The sequence below is a fragment of the Pontibacter mangrovi genome (assembly GCF_006385705.1).
GTDB classification, from domain to species: domain Bacteria; phylum Bacteroidota; class Bacteroidia; order Cytophagales; family Hymenobacteraceae; genus Pontibacter; species Pontibacter mangrovi.
Genome location: NZ_VFRQ01000002.1, coordinates 345,874 through 369,807 on the forward strand (window position 1 = coordinate 345,874; position 23,934 = coordinate 369,807).

Genomic DNA, 23,934 nt, shown 5'->3' on the forward strand with positions numbered 1-23,934 from the left:
GCCGTTATACTTTAGCCGCCGCTTCCTGTAACTGGACCCCAGCTGTTCTTTCTAGCTTAAGTTCATCCTCAGTCTTACAGACCTACAGTTTCACCTCTGGCTTTGGTGCCCTCAAGCCCGGGAGGGCTCGTCTTCCCGCATCGCGCTGTCTACATTTCCTTTGCTCCTGCGTCGCAATGCCCTGCGGGCACCAGAAATCTAGAAGGCGCTCAACGGAAAGACTGGGATCAGATTCGATAGCCGCGGCTCACGGAGCTTGAACAGAGTTCCCCTCCTTAGTCAAGGAGGGGTAGGGGTGGGCTTATACTTGTGCTGATAGTTTCCCACCTCAGCCTCTAAAGGGGGCAGAGGTGGATTGGCCCGGAACTGCAGGCAAATCTATCCATCCTGTAAATCCTGATTCTGATAAAAAGACGCTCGCGGGACCTCCGGACGCCGCGAGGTCTTCAGTGATAAGGCAAATGCGAAACTCTGCGGGAAAAGCCAAGGAAGAGATTGTGCAAAGCCGTACTTCCTACTATTTATCTTTCTCCTGCTCGCGCTTATCGAACTTGCCGCGCTCGTAGATGAGGGTGGCGTGGCGGTTATATTCCTTGATAAGGTAGGGCTCGTGCGGCGGGTCGTAGGCCGTTTCGGGGTACTGGTACTCGTAGTGGCGGCGGTTCCGGAAATCGTAGTAGTTGATCCAGACGCCTACTTTGCGGCCTTTCTGGTACTGCCCGCTCCACTCCAGCTCGCCGTTCTCATAAAACCGGTAATAGGTGCCCTGCACTTCGCCAAACTCGTAAGGCATCACTTCCTTTATCTTTTTCGTGTCGCCGTAAAAGGTAACGACCGCATCGCGCAGGAAGCCTTTTTCATAATGCTCCTTGTCTACCAACGTATGGTCTTCGTTGTTGCGGTACTTCTCCCAGCGCAGGTGCTTAGTGCCCACGTAAAAGTAACCTTCTTCCACCACCTCGCCATCCAGCGTTTTCTTGTAAGGCCCGTGCAGCACTTTGTAGCGGTCGGTATCCTCCACGTTAGAGCCGGAGCGAGCCAGCTTTTTCTTCTTCGTGTCGAAGTAATATTTATAGGGGGCGTATTCGTTCGGCTCCTCGTGCTCAGGCAGGTAGCCAAAGGTTTCGATGGTTTCTTTGTAGCGGCCGCCGCTTTTGGTGTAGCCCCGCTTTATTTTGTAGCCCAAAAACTCGCGCTTGCTGCGCTTTACCTTGCGCTTCTTCTTTCTCTCGGCAACCTCATCCTCCAGCGGGTTCTTCGTCTCGATGGTAGGCTGCGTAGTATCGGCTGAGGCCAGCGCACCGGCATCTACTTTACTGTTTTCCTTCAGGCGCGCCATGTCCAGGTTATAGTCGCTGTTCCATTGGGGCTGGCCGCAGCTGCCCAGGCTTAGCAACACAACGCTTATCAACAAAGTATAAACCGAGCTTTTCAATTTTGAACTGTTCTCTTGTTAATGGTCAAATTGTTAAACTGTTAAACGGTTGTTCTTAGTATACCCTAAACCTTCTGCAGGAAAACCAACAATCTAACAATAAAGCAATTTAGCAATAATTATATAAGTATACGCGCCAACTGGCGGCTGAGCCCCTATAACTACGCCTGCCGCCGGTAAGTTTCATTTAGAGGTTGCAGGGCCTCAGAAGCAAAAAAGGCAGCGCCCACACGGGCGCTGCCTTAGCTGTTAGGTATATTTAATCGGTACTATTCTTTTGTCATCAGGTCGAAGCTGCGCTTCACGAAGCTGGTAAGGGCGGCACCCGACAGCATGTTCTGCGACAGCAGGGCCAGATCGAAGGCCTGGCGGGCCAGCTTGCCTTTCTCCTCAGCCTTCAGCACGTGCTGGTTCAGCGGGTGGTTGGCGTTGATGGTGACGTTGTAGGTGTCCGGCATATCGCCCATAAACATCATACCGCCACCGCCGGCACGGCTCATGTCCTTCATGCGGCGCATAAACTCCGGCAGCGTGATCACCAGCGGCGCATCGTCCGGCGACATGGGGGCTACCTCCACCTGCATGTGCTGGTTGTTGATCGCCTCTTCGTACACTTTCTTCAGCTCTTCCTTCTCAGTATCGTTCAGCACGCTCTCCTTCGCCTCGTCCTTCTCAATCAGTTTATCGATGGTCTCTGCGTCTACGCGCTTGAGGGTGGTTTTCTCCAGCTTCTGCTCCAACATACCGATGAAGTGGCTGTCAATCACCGTGTCCAGTTTCAGCACATCGTAGCCGCGGTTCTCGGCCGCCTCCACGTAAGCGTGCTGCTTGTCGGCATCGGTAGTATAGAGCAGCACCAGCTGCTCGTTTTTGTCTTTCTGGTTGGCCTCTACCTGCGCTTTATACTCATCCAAAGTATAATATTTGCCCGCGGTGTTCTGCAGCAGCACAAAGTCTTTGGCTTTTTCATAGAACTTGTCGTCGCTCAGCATACCATACTTCACAAACACACTGATGTCGTCCCAGTTGGTTTCGAAGGCGGTGCGGTCTTTTCGGAAGATCTCGGCCAGTTTGTCTGCTACCTTTTTGGTGATGTAAGTGTTGATCTTCTTTACGCTGGAGTCGGCCTGCAGGAATGAGCGGCTCACGTTCAGCGGAATGTCCGGAGAGTCGATGATACCGTGCAGCAGCATCAGGAACTCCGGCACCACGTCCTTCACCTCGTCGGTAATGAACACCTGCCGCGAGTACAGCTGAATTTTGTTGCGCTGCAGCTCAAACTCGTTCTTGATCTTCGGGAAGTATAAAATACCGGTCAGGTTGAACGGGTAGTCCACGTTGAGGTGGATCCAGAACAGCGGCGGCTCCGACATCGGGTACAGCTCTTTGTAGAACTCCTTGTAGTCCTCGTCCTTCAGCTCCGACGGCTGCTTGGTCCAGATCGGGTTCGGGTTGTTGATGATCTCTCCCTCGAACTCCACCGGCACCGGCAGGAACTTGCAGTATTTGTCAAGTATGGTTCGGATGCGCATCGGCTCCAGGAACTCCTCTGAGTCGGCGGCCACGTTCAGGATAACGTTGGTGCCGCGCGTTTCTTTGTGGGCAGGGGCAATGGCAAACTCGGTGCTGCCGTCGCAGGTCCAGTGGGCAGGCTCAGCGCCTTCTTTGTAAGACTTGGTAACGATCTCCACGCGCTCGGCCACCATAAAGGCAGAGTAGAAGCCCAGGCCGAACTGGCCGATGATCTGGTCCTTTTCACCGCCCGTCTCCTTGTAGCGCTCCACAAACTCAGTGGCCCCCGAAAACGCGATCTGGTTGATGTATTTCTTGATCTCCTCGGCCGTCATACCGATGCCGTTGTCGGAGATGGTGATGGTTTTGGCGTCCTTGTCAACGGCCACGGTCACCTTCAGCTCACCCAAATCGCCTTTATACTCGCCGATAGACGACAGGCGCTTGATCTTCTGCGTGGCGTCCACGGCGTTGCTCACCAGCTCGCGCAGGAAAATCTCGTGGTCGGAGTACAGGAATTTCTTGATGATCGGGAAAATATTCTCGGTGTGGATGGAGATGTTACCTCTTTCTTCCATTGTCTATACTTTATAGGTTAAAGTTGATCTTTTGCTGATTTCTATACTTAAGAGCATGTTTACAATTCATCTTTTGCGCTGCAAATCGTCTGTAAAGCAACCTGACTTCACGCTTTTATCGCTCCATAGCGCTGCTATGAAGCTCAACAACCGTTTCGCCAGAACCTTTTCCATTCAATTTTCGCTTGCAAAAACGAAATGCATACAGGCTCTGAGCCATACTTTCAAATCCTGTTCCAGACGTTGCCGGCGTGACAGGTTGTCAGAGAAGGTCGAAAAAAACAACCGCTGCGGCAGGTTTTCAACTACTGGCTAAACCTTAGCCCGGCATCTCTGTCTAACAAGCACGACAACACAGGTTTTATACTTATACGCATAATAAAGGCATGACCATAAGCTGCTTATAAATGCAACATTGTGGAATTTAACCTATATTTGTTTCGTTCCGACACTGAGGGTGCACCGCTATATCCAACATATCGCCATTTTTCTGCTCCTGCTTTTTAGCAGGGCCATGGTTCCGGATGAACTCATACAGGAGCTGCACCCGCATACCCACACCGTTCATACCGACCACACTGACACGCACAAGGCACAAATTGGCCTGAAGCACAAGCACTGCCAGGTGGAGGACGTGTTTAATACGCCCTATCAGGGCACAGACCTTCTGCTGTTTTTTGCCGCCCCCACTCAGAGGCCTGTCCATACAGCCGCCTATACTTACAGCTGGCAAGGCAGCAGCCATACTTCATACTTTCTTCGCGGCCCTCCCGTGGCCTGATTTTCAGCTCGCCCGCATGCGCCCGCCTGTTATACTTTACCAAGTATGGCTGCGGCACCTGCATCCCTTTATTTATTTGTAAGCCTCTTCCGGCCCGCGCTTGCCATTGGCACGGCAGCAGCCGCTGCAGAGGCATGAGGCCATCTTTTCTGCTGCCTTTATTTTCTTTACTGCTGAAACCTGAAGAAGTGTTGAGAACTACCTTATCTAACAAGAATACCCTGTATGTTGCCCTGAGCCTGCTCATCTTGCCGCTGCCTGATATACAGGCGCAGTCGCTGTCTGGCCCGGCAGAAACCGAGGCGGTGCAGGACTGCGGCCTTACCCTCTCGGGCAAGGTGCTGGACCACGACTCGCGCGAGGCGCTGGTGGGCGCCACCGTATACCTGCCCGAACTGGACAGGGCCGCCATTACCGATGCGTACGGCAACTACCATTTCCACCAGCTTTGCCAGGGCACTTATACCTTGCGCGTCACGTATGTCGGCTACGAGGCAGAGCAGTTCTCCGTAAAAGTGACCGGCTCCGCCACCCGCGACCTGCAGCTGCACACTAACGCCCGGGAGCTGCGCACCGTGGAGGTAACGGGCCAGCACCTGCGCGCGCATGCACAAAGCCAGCAGGAGCTAACAGGGCAGGAGCTGGAGCAGACACGCGGCCTTGCGCTGGGCGAAGCGCTGAAAGGGATTGCCGGCGTCACTACGCTGCAAACTGGTCCAACTATCTCCAAACCCGTCATCCATGGCATGCACAGCAACCGCGTGCTGCTGCTAAACAACGGCGTGCGGCAGGAGGGGCAGCAGTGGGGCACAGAGCACGCCCCCGAGATTGATCCTTTTGTAGCCTCCGAGATGAAAGTAATAAAGGGCGCTGCAGGCGTGCGCTACGGGGCCGATGCCATTGGCGGCGTGGTGCTGGTGGAGCCTAAGGCGCTGCCAAAAGCGCCCGGCATCAGCGGCGACCTGCACCTGCTGGGTAGCACCAACAACCGCCAGCTAGCTACTTCTGCCACCGTAGAGGGCAATTTTGAGAAAACCCCGCCGCTGAGCTGGCGCCTGCAGGGCACGCTGCGCAAAGCCGGAAATGCCAAAACACCGGATTACTACCTGGAGAACACGGGCCTGCGGGAGCAGAACTTCTCAGCGGCAGTAGGATACTCGAAGGAGACCTATGGCTCAGAGTTATACTATAGCCGTTTCAGCACTGATCTGGGCATTTTGCGCGAGTCGCACATTGGCAGCCCGGAGGATTTGGCCTATGCCATCGCGCGCGGCAGGCCCAGCAACGCCGACAATGCCACGTTTACTTATACTATAAACCGGCCGTACCAGCACGTGCAGCACGATCTGCTAAAAGCCAAAGGCTACTGGCAGTTGGGCGAGGCCGGCAAGCTGGAGTTTGTGTATGGCTGGCAGCGCAACCTGCGCGAAGAGTATGACGTGCGCCGCACCAGCAGCCCGCTGCCGTCGATGCAGCTAACCCTGAACACGCACACCACCGAGGCCGTTTTTGCGCACAAGCCGCTCGGCAACCTCTCGGGCTCCGTAGGCGTGAACACCATCTACCAGAAAAACACCTACCAGTACAGCGATTTCCTGCCATACTTTACCGGCCTTACGGCAGGCGTATTTTCGATGGAGAAATGGGAAAAAGGCCGCCTGCACCTGGAGGGCGGGCTGCGCTACGACTACAAGCACCTGCAGGTAAAGAAGTTTGAGCAAGCTGAGGATGGCTCCGAAAGTAACCGCACCCTGATCAAACCTACGTACGACTTTAATAATGTATCCGGGATATTAGCCGCTATGTATGATGTGGGCTACCACCTTACGTTTGGCCTGAGCGCCACCTCTGCCTGGCGCGCACCGGGTGCCAACGAGCTTTTTAGCAAAGGAGTGCACCACAGCTCCGCCACCTATGAGGAAGGCAACCCGGGGCTGACATCGGAACAGGCGTATAATTTTGAGGCATCGGTGGATTACTTTGGCAACCAGCGGCTGAACGGCTCGCTTAGCCTGTACCATAACTACATCCGCAACTTTATTTACGCCGCGCCGCAGCCAGAGCCTGCCGAGCTGCCACAAGGCACTTTTCCGGCAAACAAGTATACCCAGGCCGATGCCACCTTTACGGGCGCAGACCTAAGCCTGCGCTATAACTTTACGCCTGCGCTACAGCTCGATTCCAAAACATCGCTGCTTTATGCCCGCAACCTCGACACCGACGACCACCTGATCTACATGCCGCCAAACCGCTTCGACAATAGCCTGCGCTACGAAGTGGGGCAGCGGGGCAGCTTTTCAGACACATTCCTGTCAGTAGGCGGGGTGTATGTGGCCGAGCAGAAGCGGGTGCCTGAAAAGGGCGAGCAGGATTATGCCCCTGCCCCGGATGGCTATTTCCTGCTGCAGGCATCGGCAGGCACTACGCTGCACTTCGGAAGCCAGCCAGTGGAGGTGAGCATCAGCGGAAACAATCTGCTGAACACTACGTACCGCCAGTACCTGAACAGGTTGCGCTTCTATGCCGATGAGCCGGGCCGCATGCTGATGCTGCGCCTGCGGGTGCCGCTCCAGTTCAGCAAATCCTAATTTTAAGTATCATTTATCGATATATACTCGTATCCTTGTACATTCCTTAAACACCTATATCATGAAAAAACTGTTTAGACCGTACCTTACTGCATTCTTACTAGGCGCTTTACTCATCTCCACAGCCTCTTGCGACGATGACGATCCGAAACCAGTGGAAGACAGCGAGAACATCACTTCTATGACTATATCGCTGGAGCCCGTGTCTACCACCAAAGGCATCGACCCTGCCGAAGCTACTTATACTACTGGCACAACGCCAACGCTGCAGCTGGCGCCAAACGCCACTTACGATGCCACCATTACCTTTAATGACAACATTGAGGCTGAGATTAACACCGAGGCAGAAGACCACGAGCTCTTCTACAAGGCTAGTGAAGACCTGATGATAGTGCAGAAGACCGATTTTGATGACAACGGCCTGCCAATTGGCCTGAAGGCGCGCATCACGACCGGCAACTCTGGCGAGACCGGTGAACTAACAGTTACCCTGAAGCACCAGGAGGGACTGAAGCCAGACGTGAGCGACGAGACAATCGGCTCTACTGACTTTGTAGGCAAGTTTAACGTTTCGATACAGTAAGCCGTAACCAATGCTTTTACAAAAAGGGGTGCGCTGCCGTTTGCAGCGCACCCCTTTTTTGATTTTACACACCAGCGTTTATACTTCAGCGGCAGGTTTATACTTTCTTTTTGCCGGCCGCCTCCACGGCCTTGGCAATGCGGCGGGCGCGGGTTTCCGGCTTTTTGGCCTCCAGCACCGCCAGCACATACTCTTTCCGGTGGGTAAAGGCCATACCTTCAAACGCCTGCAGCAGGTCTGCGTGTTGCAGCGCCTCCCGCAGGTCGTCTGGCAAGGCCACGGTTTTCGCCACCCGGTCGATGCCGGGCTGATCAACCCCAAACTTCGTGGGTTCCTTGCGCTCCTCAGCATGCTTAAAGCGCAGCGCCGACCATGCCTCGCTTAGCGCTACCTGCCGCACCGGCCCAAACTGCATGCGCTGCATTGCCTGCCAGCCGTGGTCGCGGGTAAGGTCTGTTTTTATGCCGGATGTTTTTTTAGGATAAGCGACCCATAGCAGGCCTTGCGGCTGCAACACCGCCACTGCCTCCGGTGCCAGCCGCTCCAACTCGGCCACCTTCTCCACAAAAACCACCACCGCTGCATAAGTGCCTATACTTGGGGCCTCATCGGTGCCGGTAAAGGTAAAGCCCTCTTGCCGCAGGGCGCTTGCCACTTCCTCCACGGCGTTTAGTAACAGCAGCTGCTGCCCAGCTTTTAATTGCAACTTTTTTCCAAGCTCAGTCATCATCGCATCTTTAATTGGTACTCACAAACTACTACAATTTTCTGATTACTGCACCCGCTCCGCCATCAGTTCGGTACCGCAACGCCCATACAGCCTTGCAAACGCAACATTTCTAAACTATGCAGCCATTGTTGCAACTATTTTACGACGCACATAGTATAAATTAATATATATAAAATCATATTTAATAATATTCTGCCTATGTATAAAACTTTTACTTCTGTTATTTCCGGATTAAACCGATTTGTTGTGCTTGCCCTGCCGCTTTTGATTTTGGGCGCCTGCTCTGCCCACATAGACCGTGACGCAGAGAAGCAAACGCAACAGGAGAACACTGTGGCCACCATAGCGCCTAAAGAGGTGCCTAGCGTTACAGTAGCTTCTTTCCAGAGCGAGTCTGATGAGGTTTATTTCGACCTGATTGCCAACACCTCCAGCTGCCTGGGCGAAGACCTGTGGTTTGGAGGAAAGCTGGAAGGCCAGCCGAAGGCCATGCTGGGCCAGTCAGGAGCACTCACCCACCAGAAAGTGTACAGGATAACCGAGCTTACCGCCACCGGCCTGAACAGCAACAACAGCTACTTGGTTGATAACAAAGCCAATACCCTGCGGGCTGTGGTGGATAACAAGGGAAACATTTTTCTGCAGCTAAGCCAGGGGCGGCTACAGCTTTTGCCCCGCGAAGACGCCAAGCCGCTGGTGCTGGCCTACCAGCCCGACGCAACCGACGGCTACCTGGACGGCAGCGTAGGGCGCTGGAGCTGCAAGTAAACCTTTGTACCTTTTTCTACAATTGGGAGCCGCCTACGTTTGGGCGGCTCTTTGTGCTATTGGCCATTATCGCGTAGTTTTTCGTACTTTTGAGTATGATATTGTATAACGAGACCGTAAGCGTAGACAACACCGTGGCCGCAGAATGGCTGCAGTGGATGAAGGAGGTGCATATACCTGCCGTGATGGGCACTGGCTATTTTTTAGGCAACCAGATCAGCCGCCTGATGCACGAGGTGGCCAACGACGGCACCACCTATGCCGTGCAATATACCTGCCGCAGCCTAGAGGACCTGGAGGAGTACCAGCGGGAGCATGCTTCTGAGATAGACCTGCGCCACCACGAGCGCTACCAGGGCAAGTATGTGGTTTTCCGCTCGATGCTGGAGGTAGTGGCCCGCGATGTGGAGCGCAAATAAAGTATAGCTTTTGCAGCACGAGGGGCAGCGGCTACAAAAGCCGCTGCCCTTATACTTTTACCGGCTAGCCCACATACTGCTGTATCTGCTCATCGGTCATGTTGCAGTTTATCCACTCGCCGTCCAGGTTGGCGCCTATCTTTTTGTAGAACGCTATGGCCGGCTCGTTCCATTCCAGCACCTGCCACTTCAGCCGCTTGGCTCCTGTGTCTCTTGCCTCCTGCACCACGGCCTTAAACAGCTTTTTGCCCACGCCGGCGCGGCGCATCTTCTCGGTTACCACCAGGTCTTCCAGAAAAAGCATGCGCCCCTTCCAGGTAGAGTAAGCGGTATAGTATAGCGCTATGCCTACCACGCCTCCCTCATTCTCAGCCACAAAAAACTTAAAGATCGCGTTCTCGCCAAATCCGTCGCGCTCCATTTCCAGCAACGTGGTGGTTACCTCCTGCGGCGCCCGCTCATACTCGGCCAGCTCCTTTACCAGCGCATACACCTGCGGCAGGTCGTCTATTGTTCCTTTTCTTATCTGTATATCCATTTTAATTGTTGAATTGCTGTATTGTTTGACCAGTGATGAAGGAGATTTTATAGTTTAGCAAGATTCCGCATCCCTCATACTTTCTAACTCTCTAACTTTCTAGCTCCCAAACTGTTTTGGCCTGCACCAGTTCTTTGCCGCTTTCCTGGCTGGTGAGCTTGTGCAGGTAGGCATGGCCGCTATCATCCGCTGCGGCCGCAGCAGACACCACGGTATCGCCCAGCATGCTTTCAGCTTTAAAGATGATGTCGATCTGCCGCAGCTGCTTCTGCTCCAGCACCTGTAGCGGCAGCGTGTCCAGGGCCCACTGCAGGTAGCGGGTGTTGGTTACGTGGCGGTTCAGGTCGATGTCATGCCAGCGTATGGGCATCTGTTGCGCTTGCTGCGCCTCCTGCAGCTGCGGCAGCTTTCCTTTGGCAAAGGGCAGCGGCTCACTGCCAGGCACCACCTCCACGGCAATGATAAAGTCGGGCACCGACACCAGCTGCCGCTTCACCACATCCATTACCAGCCACACGCTGGTGGCCTGCCCCAGCAGCTCCCGCTCCTCGTTGTATATCCGGAAGTCGCGGTGCAGGAACACGCGCTCCCGGCCCGAGGCCCAGGTCTCGATGGTTATGTTGTCGTTGTGGCCGGGGTAGCGGAACATCTCCACGCGCATGCGCTGCAGCACCCACGTAAGCCCGCGCTCCAGCAAATCATACATCGAAATGCCCAAATCGCGGGTGTTTGCCCAGGCGGCCTCTTGCATATAGCTCACCAGGGCCGGCAGCGTGGCCCGCCCCCGGTAGTCTATCTCGCCGGAGCGGACGATAAAAGTGCTTTCTCCCGGGTATGATTTCATCGCGTTTTATACTTGATATGCTGCTAAGTTACGGAAGAATAGCCGCAGCTGCCACCTCAAAAACAAAAGCACACCTGTTTTGGGTGTGCTTCTGCTGTTGGCGCTCCTAAAGTATACTTACATCATCGAGCCAATGCCTACGCCCAGGAACACAAACACCAGGCTCAGGACGTAAAAACCTAATATAATGATCGTGAGGATGCCCATGAACTTAAACAGCGACTTTAGGTTGCTGAAGGAAGTGGTGAGCAGTTCCTCGTCCTGCAGGCGCAGGGCCTCCTGCATTTTGCCCGAGAAGCGGTACAGGTACAGCACCGGGAAGAAGTACAGCAGCGCAAACAGCAGGTAAAAAACAGTGAAGAAGCCTCCGCTAATCATACCTGCCGAGCTGTTAATAGACTCCTTTGGCAGGAACATGCCCATGGTAGCACCCGCAAAAAGCCCCACCAGCACCATAATCCCGACACCAACGAAGCCTACAATTGCCAGAAACTTGCCCCATTTGGCTATTTCACGCAGGTAGTGGGCTGAGGGTGGCGTGATGCCGAAAGGCGCCGGGGTGGGCGCATTGCCGTAAAGTTCTGAATCCATACATGTGATAGTTAATGTGAACGATCCTTTAAAGTATAAAAAATTTACTATACTCTAAAAGAAAGCGCTGTTTTATAGGGCCATATGGACAAAAATGACTGGCCTTAGCTATTGCAGGGAGAAATCGGAGAGGCCGGTGCCCAGCATGACCAGCGAGATGGCAAACAGCACCAGAAACAGGAGCAGCATGATCACCAGGAACTTGAACAGGACCCGGAGCTTACCGATGGCCTTTCCTACTTTCTGGCGGCTCCGCTCCTGCACCCCCTGCTGCATGCCGGAGGCGAAATTGTAGAGGTACAGCGACGGGAAAAAGTATACCAGCGCCACAAAAGCGTACACCACAATCGTAAACCCTGACAGCCCCACATCGGCCACACGCTCAGCCCTACCCGGCGATTGCAGCATCTGCTGCATAAACAGCCCGAACACCAGTATAAAGCCCGAAAGTATGAACCCCAGCACCGCCAGCACCTTGCCCCATTTGGCCGTGCCGGAAAGGTTTTGGAGCAGCCTTACGTCCAGATAAAGCTCGTTTGGGCCTGTGTTGTAGTGTGCTTCCGGTTTCATGCTGCAGGTTTATACTTGGTGTATTTATACGTCTTCCATAATATACGGAGAATCATATACCGGGAACGGATAGCATGTGGTTTCATTTTAGTGGGAGCAAAAAAACACCTTATGCTAGGTTTGTGCCCCCATGCTGGCGCAAGCGTCCGCTTGTGTCTTTATACTTTAGCACCTTCTGGCGCAAGTATTTATACTTGTGTCCTTTTATGATGTTGAGTTTGTAACTCAACTGGCTTGAAAAGCTACACTTTTAACTTATGCTATACTTTATACTTCCCTACCTGAATGTCTTTATACTTTAGCCACGGCTTCCCTCAACTGGACACAAGCTATCCTTTCTAGCTGCCGTTCATCCTCAGTCTTACATACCTAAAGTTGCATTTCATACTTTGGTGCCCTCAAGGCCGGGAGGCCTCGTCCTCGGGCATCGCGCTGTCTACATTTCCTTTGCTCCTAAAGTCGCAATGCCTTCGGCACCGGAAATCTAGAAGGCGCTCAACCCAAGGACTGGGATCAGGTTCGATAGCCACGGCTGACGAAGCTTGAACCAAGTCCCCCTTTGAAGGCAGGGCCGTTAAGTTCTCCACCTCTGGCGCGAATCTTCAGATTCGTGACTGACATGTGAGGTTGAGTCTCTGACTCAACTGGCCCGGAGGGCCAGGAAATAGTAGATCACGAGCGTGGACGCTAGCGCCATGCGAGGGCTAAAGCTTAGAACTTAACGGCCCTGCCCTTTGAAGGGGGCAGGGGGATGATTACACCTGTGGGAATTCCCCTCCTCCGGACTACCGAGAACGGGAGTTCGAAGGTAGCGAGCGTAGCTCTAAGGGGTGGGTTTATACTTGTGCCGAAGCCGATTCTTGAAAGCCTCTAAACAAAAGCCGCGCCACCTGAGGCAGGCGGCGCGGCTGAAGTATAATCGGCAGATTTATACTTGCTATTGGTTTTGCTGATACGGATTAACGCCCATGTTCTTATAGATGAAGGCGTAGGTATCGGCATACTCCTGGATCACCAGCGAGGTTGGCTTACCGGCACCATGGCCTGCACGCACATCCACCCTGATCAGGTATGGGTTGCCCGGCGCACCTTTATCCTGCAGCTCTGAGATGAACTTGAAGGAGTGCGCCGGCACCACACGGTCGTCGTGGTCAGCGGTTTTTACCAGCGTGGCCGGATATTTTACGCCTTCCTTAATGTTATGCAGCGGCGAGAAGGCATACAGGTTTTTGAACTGCGCCTCATCCTCTGAAGAACCATACTCCGGTACCCATGCCCAACCAATGGTGAACTTGTGGAAGCGCAGCATGTCCATCACACCCACGGCAGGTATAGCCACTTTGGCCAGCTCCGGGCGCTGCGTCATGAAAGCGCCTACCAGCAAACCTCCGTTAGAGCCACCGGCCACAGCCAGTTTCTCTGAGGAAGTATACTTCTGGTCGATCAGGTACTCGGCTGCGGCAATGAAATCATCAAACACGTTCTGCTTGTTTGGCGTCATGCCGGCTTTGTGCCAGTCTTCGCCGTACTCACCGCCACCGCGCAGGTTTGGCATGGCGTACACGCCGCCGTTTTCCAGCCACAGCATGTTGGCGATGCTGAAGCTTGGTGTCATCGAGATGTTAAAGCCGCCGTAGGCGTACAGGTATGTCGGGTTGGTACCGTCCAGCTTCAGGCCTTTCTTGTGCACGATAAACATCGGCACCTTGGTGCCATCCTTGGAAGTATAAAACACCTGCTTTGTCTCAAAGGCGTCGGTATTTACATTCACTTCTGTTTTGCGGAACTGCGTGACCTTGTTGTTCGGCACGTCGTAGCGGTAAATGGTGGGCGGGTAGGTGAAGGAGGTGAAGGTGAAGAATACTTCTTTATCCTGCTGCTTGCCGCTGAAGCCGCTTACGGTGCCCAGCGTCGGCAGCTCCACCGTGTTCAGCTGCTTGCCGCTCTGGTCATATACCACCACCTGGCTTGTCGCATCCTTCATGTAGGTTACGATGATGCGACCACCCACGGCAGACACTCCTTGGATCACGTTCTCCGATTCCGGCACCACTGTTTTCCAGTTCTGCTCCTGCGGTTTTTTCGGGTCGATCATCACCAGGCGGTAGCGCGGCGCGTTCTTGTTCGTCATCACCAACAGCTGATCGCCAAAGTTATCCACTACATTGTACTCACTCTCGAAGTTATCCACGATCGGTTTGATCGTAGACTTCGGGTCCTTCAGGTCTTTATAGTATAGCGCGTTGGCCCCGCTCGCTCCTTCCGACACGTTCAGGATCAGGAAGCGCTCGTCGTCAGTCGTCTGGCCGTAGAAGTTGCGCAGCGCGTTCTTCTTATCCTCATACACCAGCTTATCCTGGCTCTGTGGCGTGCCGATCTGGTGATAGTATACTTTGTGGTACTCGTTCTTGTTGGCCAACTTGTTACCCTCGGTCGGGGCATCGTAGCGGCTGTAGAAGAAGCCGTTGCCGCTCCAACTCGGGCTAGAGAACTTAACCCAGTCCAGCTGATCGTCCAGTTTCTTGCCCGTGGCCGTTTCCATCACATGGTAGGTGTTCCAGTCGGAGCCGCCGCTGGAGGTGCCGTAGGCCAGGTACTTGCCGTCTTTGGAGAAAGAAAGCGCCGTCAGGGCCACCGTACCATCATTACTCAGCTTGTTCGGGTCGAAGAATACTTTTGGCTCCGCCTCCAGGCTCTCCTGCACGTACAGCACGCTCTGGTTCTGCAGACCATCGTTCTTGAAGAAGTAGTACTTGCCGCCCTCTTTAAACGGTGCGCCATACTTCGGGTAGTTCCATATCTCGGTCAGGCGGTTCTTGATCTCATCTCGGAAGTCGATGTCGCTCAGGTACTCCTGCGTTACCTCGTTCTCCTGCGCAATCCACTCGTCCAGCGCCTCGTCGTGGGTTTCCTGCCAGCGGTAGGGGTCGGCCACCTTCGTGCCGAAGTAATCGTCTACGTGGTCTACTTTTTTGGTATCAGGGTAATTGAGTTGGGTTTCTTCTGCCGCCGCGGTGGCGGTATTCGTCGTTTCTGTCGTCATGCCAGTGGCAGTTGTATCTTTTTGGGTTGATTTGCAGGCCGACACAGCCGTAAGGCCGCCGGCAAGCAGAAATACTGTTGTTCTTTTCATAAGAGCTTTTCCAGTAGAATTGTTTGAGGTCAGTATAAAACCGTTGGCATACAAGATATAAAATTTTACCCATATTTCCCCTTTCCTGCCACAGCCACTGCCTTTCGGTTTGGCCGCTTTTCCGTCCGAAAATTTATCGGAAGCCGCGCATACAAGCGATCTGTTTTGCGCTTACATTTGCACGCTTTTTCCCTGAGGGATAGGCAAATATAGCGATACACAGATAATGGAAGAAGCTTTAGAAGACAGACTACTATACAAGTTTGAGCAGATCGCCGACAGGCTCTCGGACAAGGGTTATGCAATCATAGATAACTTCCTGGAGCCGCAGGAGGTGCGCGACCTGCTGGAGGTACTGACGCACCATCAGCACCAGGGCTCGTTTAAGAAAGCCGGCATCGGCGCTGCCGATCAGTTTACGGTTGATAAAGAAGTGCGCGGCGACTATATCCGCTGGATTGAGCCTTCGGAGGCGCTGCCGCCCACACAGGTGTTCCTGGACCGCATGGACGAGGTGATGCGCTACATTAACCGCACTTGCTTCCTGGGCCTGAAGGATTATGAGTTCCACTTTACGGTTTACCCGCCCGGCACCGTGTACCAGCGCCACATCGACCAGTTTAAGGAAAACGACCACCGCCGCCTGTCCTTTATCTGCTATCTGAACGAAGACTGGCGGCCCGAGCACGGCGGTAACCTGCGTTTATACTTACCGCAGGAGGATGGGTCTGAGGAGGAAGAAATAGACATTCTGCCCATCGCCGGTCGCCTGGCCTGCTTCCGCGCCGACATGATTCCGCACGAAGTGCTGGCCGCCAGCCGCCACCGCTACAGCCTCACCGGCTGGATGCTGGACCAACTGAACGAGCTGACGTTTTTGTAGGAATGATACTTGACCTCGCGATGTCCGAAGGTCCCGCGAGTGTCTTACCTGTCTGAATCAGGATTTTTAGGATGAATGGATGGACAGGATTTATGCTGCTCCAGCCTCCCTGGCTCAAGCGTCCGCTTGTGCCTCGTCTGCAATAAACCAATGTCTGCAGCAGCACAAGCGGACGCTTGCGCTATAAAGTATATTTTTTAGCTTTCCAACTCCTCAGGCACTCGCAGGAGCTGCGCACACTGTGAGGTCTTACTGCCCGAAGTTTATCTCGGTGCTGTCGCCGATGTTGAGGCTGTGGCTGAAGCCTTTGAAGGAGGCGTCGCTGCCGATGATGGAATCGTGCATGACGGCAAAGCGCAGTTCGGAGTAGGAGCCGATGATGGAGTTGCTCAGGATGCTGTTGGTAATGGTAGTGTTATCGCCGATGGCCACGTTGGGGCCGATGATGGAGTTGGTGATGATGCAGCCCTCGCCTATACTTACCGGCGGGATGATGATGCAGCCGGGGCACAGCCTGCTATAGTCGCGGTCGCGGAAGCGGGGGCGGGCCAGCAAGGTGGCGTTGGCTTCCAGTAGCGTTTCCTTGCGGCCGCAGTCAAACCAGTGGTCTACGCTCCAGGGCACCATTTTCTCGCCGCTTTTGATCATGTGCATCAGCGCGTCGGTCAGGTGGTACTCACCCTGCGTCCTGATATCCTCTGTTATAAGGTGCTGCAGCGAGGCCACAAGCTTTTGGGGATTCACGATCTTGTAGAGGCCCACCAGCGCAAAGTTAGACTTCGGGATCTTCGGTTTCTCCACCACCTTCACCACAAACTCGTCGCTGCCCATCTCGGTTACGCCAAAGAGAGAGGGTTTGGCCACTTTTTTTACGCCCAGCACCGAGTAGGGCGCCTCAATAATCGCTTTCAGGTCTACGTCTACAATGGCGTCGCCCAGCATAATCAGCACGCTTTCTTCCTGTTCAAACGTATGGCGTGCCACCCACAGCGCGTGCCCCAGGCCCTCTCGCGGCTCCTGCACCACAAACTCGGCCGTCAGCTGCGGGTACTTCTGCCGCACGTAGCGCTCCACTTTCTCGCCCAGGTATCCGATAATAAACACAAAGTCGTTAACACCTGCCTCCAGCAGCTTATCGATGATATGGCCCAAAATAGTATTGTCGGCCACAGGCACCAGCGATTTAGGCTGCGTATGCGTGTGCGGCCGAAGCTTTGAACCAATGCCAGCTACAGGTATAACTGCTTTCATACACTATACTTTTTCTGCAATATATTGATTTTTAAGTATAAATTAAAGCCTTTTCTTCTGCAAAGGCCTGTACAAACCTACCCGCTAACGGTCGTTATAGTTACAGTATAATTGTGAGCATAAACACGGAAATGGCCCCTTAATATAGGTTTCTGTTAATTTTTTCATGCATCCTAACATCAGTTTGCTAAATTCGTACAGATATGGCCTTATAGGTATACTTAAGCGTATAGATTGTAACACATCCTGAAAATTATGAAAAGACTGTTTTTTTACCTGATCGGTTTCCTGATGATTAGCTCGCTGTCGTCGTGCGGCTACAACACGATGGTGCAGAAAGATGAGAACGTGGAAGCCCAGTGGGCCAACGTACAGAACGCCTACCAGCGCCGCGCCGACCTGGTGCCTAACCTGGTAAACACCGTGAAAGGGGCCGCCAACTTCGAGAAGGAGACGCTGACCCAGGTGATCGAGGCCCGCGCCAAGGCCACCAGCGTCAACATCAGCCCCGACAACCTGACGCCAGAAAACATACAGCGCTTCCAGCAGGCCCAGGGCGAGCTAAGCAGTGCGCTAAGCCGGCTGTTAGTATCCGTAGAAAGGTACCCCGAACTGAAAGCCAACCAGAACTTCCTGGAGCTGCAGGCGCAGCTGGAGGGCACCGAAAACCGCATTTCGGTGGAACGGCGCAAGTTTAACGAGAGCGTGCAGGACTACAACTCCTACATCCGCTCCTTCCCGCGCAACCTCATCGCCGGCATGTTCGACTTCGAGAAGAAAGGCTACTTCGAGGCCGACGCCGCAGCCCAGCAAGCCCCTACGGTGGAGTTTTAGCCTAAATTGTTACATGGCTTAATTGTTAAATGGTTGATCTTTATAACGTGCAGCAATTTAACAATCCAACAATTTAACCATAGAGCTTTATGCCAAGAGACATCATTACGCCTGAAGACGAGCAGAAGATAACGGAGGCGATCCGGGAGGCAGAGCTGAAAACCTCTGGCGAGATACGGGTGCACGTGGAGAGCAACTGCGACAAAGACGTGCTGGACCGCGCCACCGAGGTGTTTGCCGAGCTGAACATGCACCAGACCGAGCTGCGCAACGGCGTGCTGTTTTATGTTTCCCTGGAAGACCGCCAGTTTGCCGTGCTTGGCGATGCCGGCATCAACGCCACCGTGCCCGACCATTTCTGGGAAGACATTACGGCGGAGGTGGTAAAGCACTTTAAGCATAAGAAGTATGCCGAGGGGCTGGCAAAAGGCGTGCGCATGGCCGGCGAGCAGCTGCAGTCCCACTTCCCTTACGATCGCCACGGCGACACGAATGAATTAAGCGACGACGTCTCCTTCGGAGAATAAGCAAACGTATGAAGCACCTATCCCTTTTCCTATTCTTCTGCTTTCTGAGCCTGGCAACTTTTGCCCAAAACAGTGATTTCCCGGACAAGCCTAACCGCCTGGTAAACGACTATGCTGATATGCTTACCCCGCAGGAGGAGCAGGCACTGGAGCAGAAGCTGGAGAACTACGCCGATACGACCTCTACCCAGATTGCCGTGGTCCTCCTCACCTCCATCGGGGGCTACGACCCGAACCAGTATGCCGCAGAGTTAGGCGAGCGCTGGGGCGTGGGCTCCGGCAAGTATGACAACGGCCTTATCATACTGGTGGCCAAGGATGAGCGCAAGGTAGCCATCCAGACAGGGTACGGACTGGAAGAGTATATTCCGGATGCCATTGCCAAGCGCCTTACGGAGCGCACCCTGAAACCGGCTTTCTCGCAGGGGCAGTTTTACCAGGGCATCGACCAGGCCACCACCCTCATCATGGAGCTGGCCAGCGGCGCGTACCAGGCCGAGCCCTCCCAGGATGGCGAGGGCGGCGGACCATCACTGCTGTTTGTCATCATCCTAGTAATGGTGGTGGTGTTTATACTTTCGAGGATGGGCGGCGGCGGACGGGGAGGCCGTGGCGGCAGGCGCTATGCCCGCACCTTTGGCGGCCCAGTGATTGTGCCTGGCGGCTTTGGCACCTTCCGTTCGGGCGGCGGCATGTTTGGTGGCGGCGGCGGAGGAGGAGGCTTCGGCGGCTTTGGTGGCGGCTCCTTTGGAGGAGGCGGTGCCAGCAGCAGCTGGTAAGCATCCGGTCAGAAATCTTATAGCTCTTCAAAAAAGCGTGCAGCGGCAACATGTATACATTGCCGTTGCACGCTTTTTTAATTTCCTGCTCTTGAGCCAGTTTCTCAGCAATTGGTGTGGTAAAATTCAGAATAAAAGCCTTATCTTACCTACACCTAGCATCACCTTAACATGATTTGTTTCGATACGCACATAGGCTTACTAAAGCACCTGCCCGGCATGCACTACCTGGAAGTGCCGCAGGAGGTAGTGCAGGAATTGGGCACCCTGAACATCCGCTTGCACTGCATTGTAAATAGCCGGCTTACCTTCCAGTGCGGCTTAATGGCTTTGGGCGAGGGCCGGGCATACATCAGCATCAGCAAGAAACGCATGCAGGAGCTGGGGGTAAAACTGCACGATACTGTAAGCGTGGCGCTGGAGAAGGACGAGAGCACGTATGGCACAGAGGTGCCCGCCGAAATGGAAGAGCTGCTGCGGCAGGACGAGGAAGGCAACCGGCGTTTTCTGCAGCTCAAGCCCGGCATGCAGCGCTACATGCTCAACCACGTGTCGGCAGTGAAGAGCCCGCACCTGCGCGCCGATCGCGCCGTTACCCTCATTGAGAATCTTAAAAAGCTACCGGAAGGAAAAGAGAACTTCCGGGCCATGCTGGGGCTACCGCCTCGCTAAACCATACCCATGCTGCAACTCTACTGGCTTTTATCGTTACCGCTTGTGCTGCTGTTGCTGTGGCTGGCCTGGCGCAGGCCCAACCGGCAGCGGCTGGCCTGGAGGCTATTGGCCAGCGCTGTGGCAGCCATTAGCCTGGTGCTGCTGGTGTTTCCGCCAACTTTCCGGCAGGCTGTAAGCCCGGGCACAGCCATGCTTTTAACCGATGGTTTCAGCACAGATACTTTAGACGCCTTGCTGCAGCGCACTAAGGCCAAACCCACTATTTATACTTATAATGTTTCTTCCGGAGAAGGGGAGAAAATAAGCTCCCTGGCGGAGCTACAGCAGCGCCAGCCGGCGCTGCAACGCCTCCACCTGCTGGGGTATGGCCTGGCCGAGGCCGAGCTAGAGCAGCTACAGCGCCTGCAGGTGTTGCCGCACCTTTCGCCCGGGCCCACTGGCATGCAGGCTGTTAGCTGGCCCCAAAGCACCGCCTTAGGCAAAGCTGTGGCAATAGAAGGCACCTATGCCGCTGCGGCACAACCCGCCAAGCTATACCTGCTTGCCCAGGGCCAACTCCGAGACTCTGTTGAGATACCTGCCGATAGCACGTATACTTTTCTGCTGCGCTACACCCCAAAGGTAGCCGGGCGCTACACCTATGCCTTGCTGCAGAAAGCAGGCGCTGCCGCAGATACTTTAGGCCAGATTCCCGTGCAGGTAGAGCCGCCGCAGCCTCTGCGCATTCTGTTCCTAGCCGCCTCTCCGGCTTTCGAATTCAAGTTTCTTAAAAACCATTTGGCCCGACTGCAGCACCGGGTAGCCTTCCGCGCCCAAATCAGCAAAGAGGTTAGCCAGAGCGAGTGGCTGAACATGGCCAGAACCAACCTGAACCGCCTCACCCCCAGTTTACTGCATCAGTTTGATGTCATGATAACCGAGCCCGCAGCACTCAAGCAGCTAAGCCCCTCGGAACGAAATATACTGCAGCAAGCCGTGACAGCCGATGGCTTGGGCGTGCTAACGGTTGCCTTCGAGCCCGCTACTACGCGCAGCACAGCCTTTTTTACCGGCTTCCGGTACAGTCGCAACGCCTCCAAAAGCACGCGCGCCTTGTGGCCTGCCGCAGCGGCAAGTATAACAGAGGCTCCCTCTTTTGAGCTGACAAAGAGCCCTGCCGTAAAACCGCTGGTAACCGGCAGCGGCAATGCATGGCTGGCCGGGGCCAAAAACGCAGGATGGGGAAAAGTTGCCCTTAGCCTGGTGCCGCAAACATACCCGTGGCAGCTGGAGGGAAAACCTGAAGTATACGCCAGTTATTGGAGCCATGTGCTGCAGGAGGTGGCGCGGGCAAAGGTGCAGGAGCAGTATTGGGAGGTAACGCAGCCACAGGCGCCGCAGCCAGGCAAGCCCGTTATACTTACTTACACCGATTATACTTCCGACAACGCCACAGCGCCGTCGACCAGCATTACAAGTATAGCCCAGGACACTACAAGTATAAGCCTGGCCCTGGCGCAGCACCCGCATCAGCCTGAAAAGTATAGCGCCACGTTCTGGCCAACCCGCAGCGGCTGGCATAAAGTGCAGGCCTCAGCCCCCTATTTCTTTTTTGTGCAGGATACGGCCGGTTGGGAGTTTGAAAGCATAAAAGCCCGCCGCGCTGCCTCCCTGGCTTTTGCCGCGCAGCAGCAGGCAAAGCCAGTTGATGCCGCCACAGCTTATACTTCCTCTCCGCTGCACCCCGCCTGGTTTTTCATCCTGTTTGTGCTGAGTAGCGCTTTTCTGTGGCTGGAGGAGAAACTCTAACGGCGCTAGTGCATCAGCGCTGATTTAACCATGATAAACTCATTGATATTATCGGAGTTGATGACGCCGGCCAGGCGCCCCTGCTCCAGCACAGGATAAAGCGGCGCGCGCGACTTCTGCAGCTCTGTGTAGGCGTCTGCCAGTTTGTCGTTTGCGTTAAATGTCTTCACCTGCCCCGTCATCACCTGCACCACAGGCATATCCATCTGCTCGTTTTTTACCGCCTGGATTAACTGCGAACGGGTAAGCGTACCCACTACCACTCCGTCTTCCTCCACCACAAACTCATGCTCAGAGCCTGTCAGTAGCTTGCTCACCGCCTCGCGCACAGTAGTAGTGGGGGTAAGGCTAACATAGTGGGTGATCATCCCCTCCCGCACCGTATGGCCGCGCAAAAAGTCGAGGTGCTGCACCACCATGTTCTCGGAGTATGCGCCAAAAAACACGAAGATGCCGATCAGGATAAGAAAGGGGTTATAGAAGAAACCGATGAACACGAAGAAGATGGCCAGCATCTGCCCCAGGTTAGCTGCAATCTGGGTGGCCCGCACCCGCCCCAATTTAAAGGCCAGCAGCGCCCGCAGCACGCGCCCACCGTCCATCGGGAAGGCCGGGATGGCATTGAACAGCACCAGCACCACGTTTACGAAAAGCAGCAGATACGGAAAGTTGGCTAGCGTAATGCGCATAAAAAACTCTTCTGTTACGGCCCCCTGCAGCGTGGGCAGCGCCAGCCAAAGTATCAGCGCAATGACCACGTTTACCGCCGGCCCGGCCAAGGCTACCAGCAGCTCCTGGCTCGGCTTCTCCGGCATTTTCTCCAGGCTGGCAACGCCGCCTATGGGCAGCAGGGTAATCATTTTGGTAGTGATGCCGTAGTGCTTTGCCGTTAAGGCATGCCCCAACTCGTGCAGCACCACACACAGGAAAACAGATAGCATAAAGCCCACCGCCAGCAGGATGGTGCCCGTGTTGCTGCCGCGCTGCGCCTCCGATAGCGCCACCCACCCCAGCAGCAGCACAAACGTCCAGTGCACCAGTATCTTAATACCAGCAATTTTACCCAGGTTCAGCGACCATTTCATTTGTTTACACTTTAGCTCTCAAGGAGTTAACGCATAGCAAAGGCCTATTGTTTAGGGCTGGCTAAAATGGTTGGGGCCGGTTACGCATGGCGTAGCCGGCCCCTTCAGGTTATACTTTATCTTTGCTTAATCAAGCTTTGCGACAAAGGCCTTTACATACTTTCGGAACTGCTCCGGCTGCTCCTGGTAGGGGCAGTGGCCGGTTTCCATCACGCGGTAAGTAGCCTTCGGGAACTTAAAGGATTTGTAGTGCTCCGGGCCGACGGAGTAATCATACTTGCCTGCAAATACCAGCACGGGCAGCTTTATACTGGCTGTTTTAGCTGTAAAGTCCTGCGCATACTCCTGGTAGCCCCACACCTTAGAGCCAAACTGCCAGTTCAGGGTCGTGTCCATCACGGCGTTCATCGCATCGAACATGGCTTTGTCGCGGTACATCATTTTATACATCAGGCCCTGCTCGTTCAGTTTGTTTACCACACCGCCCAGCGCCTGCCCCACCGGCTCGCCCGGCTTGTGCAGCTCCGACACCGGCACCTGCAGTACACGCGCTCCTTCGTTCACATAGCTTTCCAGAGAGTTGTTGATGTTGAGCGTGCTGTTGACGTAAATCAGCCCCTGCACCTGCTGCGGGTGCTGGTAAGCATACTCGGTGGCCATCGTGCCGCCAAAAGAGTGCGGCATCAGCAGCCATTTATCGTAACCCAGGTATTGGCGCAGCTCCTCAAAATCCTGCACCATGCGGGCCAGCGAGTAGTCATCTTTCTCGGAGCCGCCCGAACGGCCACAGCCCCGCTGGTCCACGTAGATCATCTGCAGGTCCTGCTCCACCACATCGCCGCCAAGGGCGTAAAAATACTTGGGCCAGGAGCCAGGGCCGCCATGAATGAACAGGCAAGGCTTACCCTCGCCGGCAATACGCACGTACAGCTGCACATTATCGGAGGTAGTAAAGTAAAAGTGTTTCTGCTGCGCCTGGGCCAGTTGGGGCAAAAGGCTGCCAAGTATAAACAGCAGCATCAGAAGTGTTTTTTTCATACTT

22 protein-coding genes are annotated in these 23,934 nt (G+C 54.5%); 11 read left to right on the forward strand and 11 right to left on the reverse strand.

The features are described from left to right. Nucleotides 1–517: 517 nt before the first annotated feature. Together FJM65_RS05105 and htpG are read right to left on the reverse strand one after the other, a co-directional pair. Complete coding sequence (locus FJM65_RS05105; RefSeq protein WP_239022833.1) at nucleotides 518–1,414, reverse strand: toxin-antitoxin system YwqK family antitoxin; 897 nt, start codon at nucleotides 1,412–1,414, stop codon at nucleotides 518–520. A gap of 290 nt (nucleotides 1,415–1,704) precedes the next feature. Then, a complete protein-coding gene (gene htpG / locus FJM65_RS05110; protein WP_140620093.1) occupies nucleotides 1,705–3,525 on the reverse strand; it encodes a molecular chaperone HtpG in 1,821 nt (606 codons plus the stop codon). Nucleotides 3,526–4,039: 514 nt separating this feature from the next. On the opposite strand from htpG, the gene FJM65_RS05115 reads away from it, so the two are divergent. From FJM65_RS05115 to FJM65_RS05125, 3 genes are all read left to right on the forward strand, one after another. Next, nucleotides 4,040–4,306 carry a hypothetical protein gene (locus FJM65_RS05115; RefSeq protein ID WP_140620095.1) on the forward strand — a complete coding sequence of 89 codons (267 nt, stop codon included), beginning with the start codon at nucleotides 4,040–4,042 and terminating at the stop codon, nucleotides 4,304–4,306. Nucleotides 4,307–4,497: 191 nt separating this feature from the next. Next, nucleotides 4,498–6,894 (forward strand): TonB-dependent receptor, encoded by a 2,397-nt coding sequence (locus FJM65_RS05120; RefSeq protein WP_181163641.1) that lies wholly within the window; start codon nucleotides 4,498–4,500, stop codon nucleotides 6,892–6,894. A gap of 61 nt (nucleotides 6,895–6,955) precedes the next feature. Continuing rightward, nucleotides 6,956–7,477: a hypothetical protein gene (locus FJM65_RS05125; RefSeq protein ID WP_140620099.1), complete on the forward strand. Its 522-nt coding sequence runs from the start codon at nucleotides 6,956–6,958 to the stop codon at nucleotides 7,475–7,477. 97 nt (nucleotides 7,478–7,574) lie between these two features. Here the strand turns inward: FJM65_RS05125 and FJM65_RS05130 are convergent, their stop codons facing one another. Next, nucleotides 7,575–8,183, reverse strand: coding sequence for a YdeI/OmpD-associated family protein (locus FJM65_RS05130; RefSeq protein WP_239022834.1), 609 nt, complete (start codon nucleotides 8,181–8,183; stop codon nucleotides 7,575–7,577). 222 nt (nucleotides 8,184–8,405) lie between these two features. Between FJM65_RS05130 and FJM65_RS05135 the strand changes: the two genes are divergently transcribed. Then, entirely contained in the window at nucleotides 8,406–8,975 is a 570-nt protein-coding gene (locus FJM65_RS05135) for a hypothetical protein (protein ID WP_140620101.1), read from the forward strand. A 95-nt stretch (nucleotides 8,976–9,070) separates the two neighbouring features. Then, the gene (locus tag FJM65_RS05140) at nucleotides 9,071–9,394 is read left to right on the forward strand and encodes a DUF4286 family protein (protein ID WP_140620103.1); all 324 of its coding nucleotides are present in this window, start codon (nucleotides 9,071–9,073) and stop codon (nucleotides 9,392–9,394) included. 64 nt (nucleotides 9,395–9,458) lie between these two features. Here the strand turns inward: FJM65_RS05140 and FJM65_RS05145 are convergent, their stop codons facing one another. The 5 genes from FJM65_RS05145 to FJM65_RS05165 all read right to left on the reverse strand — a co-directional run bounded on the left by FJM65_RS05145 (nucleotide 9,459) and on the right by FJM65_RS05165 (nucleotide 15,070). Further along, nucleotides 9,459–9,932, reverse strand: coding sequence for a GNAT family N-acetyltransferase (locus tag FJM65_RS05145; RefSeq protein ID WP_140620106.1), 474 nt, complete (start codon nucleotides 9,930–9,932; stop codon nucleotides 9,459–9,461). A 91-nt stretch (nucleotides 9,933–10,023) separates the two neighbouring features. Next, complete coding sequence (locus FJM65_RS05150; RefSeq protein ID WP_140620108.1) at nucleotides 10,024–10,776, reverse strand: acyl-[acyl-carrier-protein] thioesterase; 753 nt, start codon at nucleotides 10,774–10,776, stop codon at nucleotides 10,024–10,026. A 117-nt stretch (nucleotides 10,777–10,893) separates the two neighbouring features. Beyond that, a complete protein-coding gene (locus FJM65_RS05155) occupies nucleotides 10,894–11,367 on the reverse strand; it encodes a DUF5362 family protein (protein WP_181163642.1) in 474 nt (157 codons plus the stop codon). Between the two features lie 108 nt (nucleotides 11,368–11,475). Further along, nucleotides 11,476–11,937, reverse strand: a complete 462-nt coding sequence (locus FJM65_RS05160) for a hypothetical protein (protein ID WP_140620110.1) — start codon at nucleotides 11,935–11,937, stop codon at nucleotides 11,476–11,478. Between the two features lie 937 nt (nucleotides 11,938–12,874). After that, complete coding sequence (locus FJM65_RS05165; protein WP_140620112.1) at nucleotides 12,875–15,070, reverse strand: prolyl oligopeptidase family serine peptidase; 2,196 nt, start codon at nucleotides 15,068–15,070, stop codon at nucleotides 12,875–12,877. A gap of 226 nt (nucleotides 15,071–15,296) precedes the next feature. Between FJM65_RS05165 and FJM65_RS05170 the strand changes: the two genes are divergently transcribed. Further along, a complete protein-coding gene (locus FJM65_RS05170) occupies nucleotides 15,297–15,953 on the forward strand; it encodes a 2OG-Fe(II) oxygenase (protein WP_239022835.1) in 657 nt (218 codons plus the stop codon). A gap of 249 nt (nucleotides 15,954–16,202) precedes the next feature. Here the strand turns inward: FJM65_RS05170 and FJM65_RS05175 are convergent, their stop codons facing one another. Continuing rightward, nucleotides 16,203–17,204 (reverse strand): sugar phosphate nucleotidyltransferase, encoded by a 1,002-nt coding sequence (locus FJM65_RS05175; RefSeq protein ID WP_140620116.1) that lies wholly within the window; start codon nucleotides 17,202–17,204, stop codon nucleotides 16,203–16,205. A gap of 255 nt (nucleotides 17,205–17,459) precedes the next feature. Here FJM65_RS05175 and FJM65_RS05180 point away from each other — a divergent pair, with 255 nt between their 5' ends. The 5 genes from FJM65_RS05180 to FJM65_RS05200 all read left to right on the forward strand — a co-directional run bounded on the left by FJM65_RS05180 (nucleotide 17,460) and on the right by FJM65_RS05200 (nucleotide 21,807). Beyond that, nucleotides 17,460–18,038: a LemA family protein gene (locus FJM65_RS05180; RefSeq protein ID WP_140620118.1), complete on the forward strand. Its 579-nt coding sequence runs from the start codon at nucleotides 17,460–17,462 to the stop codon at nucleotides 18,036–18,038. A gap of 89 nt (nucleotides 18,039–18,127) precedes the next feature. Further along, nucleotides 18,128–18,565 carry a TPM domain-containing protein gene (locus FJM65_RS05185; protein WP_140620120.1) on the forward strand — a complete coding sequence of 146 codons (438 nt, stop codon included), beginning with the start codon at nucleotides 18,128–18,130 and terminating at the stop codon, nucleotides 18,563–18,565. Nucleotides 18,566–18,573: 8 nt separating this feature from the next. Continuing rightward, entirely contained in the window at nucleotides 18,574–19,344 is a 771-nt protein-coding gene (locus tag FJM65_RS05190; RefSeq protein ID WP_181163643.1) for a TPM domain-containing protein, read from the forward strand. A gap of 171 nt (nucleotides 19,345–19,515) precedes the next feature. Further along, nucleotides 19,516–20,016 (forward strand): DUF1905 domain-containing protein, encoded by a 501-nt coding sequence (locus FJM65_RS05195; RefSeq protein ID WP_140620122.1) that lies wholly within the window; start codon nucleotides 19,516–19,518, stop codon nucleotides 20,014–20,016. A 9-nt stretch (nucleotides 20,017–20,025) separates the two neighbouring features. Beyond that, nucleotides 20,026–21,807, forward strand: coding sequence for a hypothetical protein (locus FJM65_RS05200; RefSeq protein WP_140620124.1), 1,782 nt, complete (start codon nucleotides 20,026–20,028; stop codon nucleotides 21,805–21,807). Between the two features lie 5 nt (nucleotides 21,808–21,812). Here the strand turns inward: FJM65_RS05200 and FJM65_RS05205 are convergent, their stop codons facing one another. Together FJM65_RS05205 and FJM65_RS05210 are read right to left on the reverse strand one after the other, a co-directional pair. Further along, on the reverse strand, nucleotides 21,813–22,892 hold the full coding sequence (locus tag FJM65_RS05205; RefSeq protein ID WP_140620126.1) for a site-2 protease family protein: 1,080 nt from the start codon (nucleotides 22,890–22,892) through the stop codon (nucleotides 21,813–21,815). A gap of 126 nt (nucleotides 22,893–23,018) precedes the next feature. Continuing rightward, nucleotides 23,019–23,930: an alpha/beta fold hydrolase gene (locus FJM65_RS05210; RefSeq protein ID WP_140620128.1), complete on the reverse strand. Its 912-nt coding sequence runs from the start codon at nucleotides 23,928–23,930 to the stop codon at nucleotides 23,019–23,021. Nucleotides 23,931–23,934 lie beyond the last annotated feature (4 nt).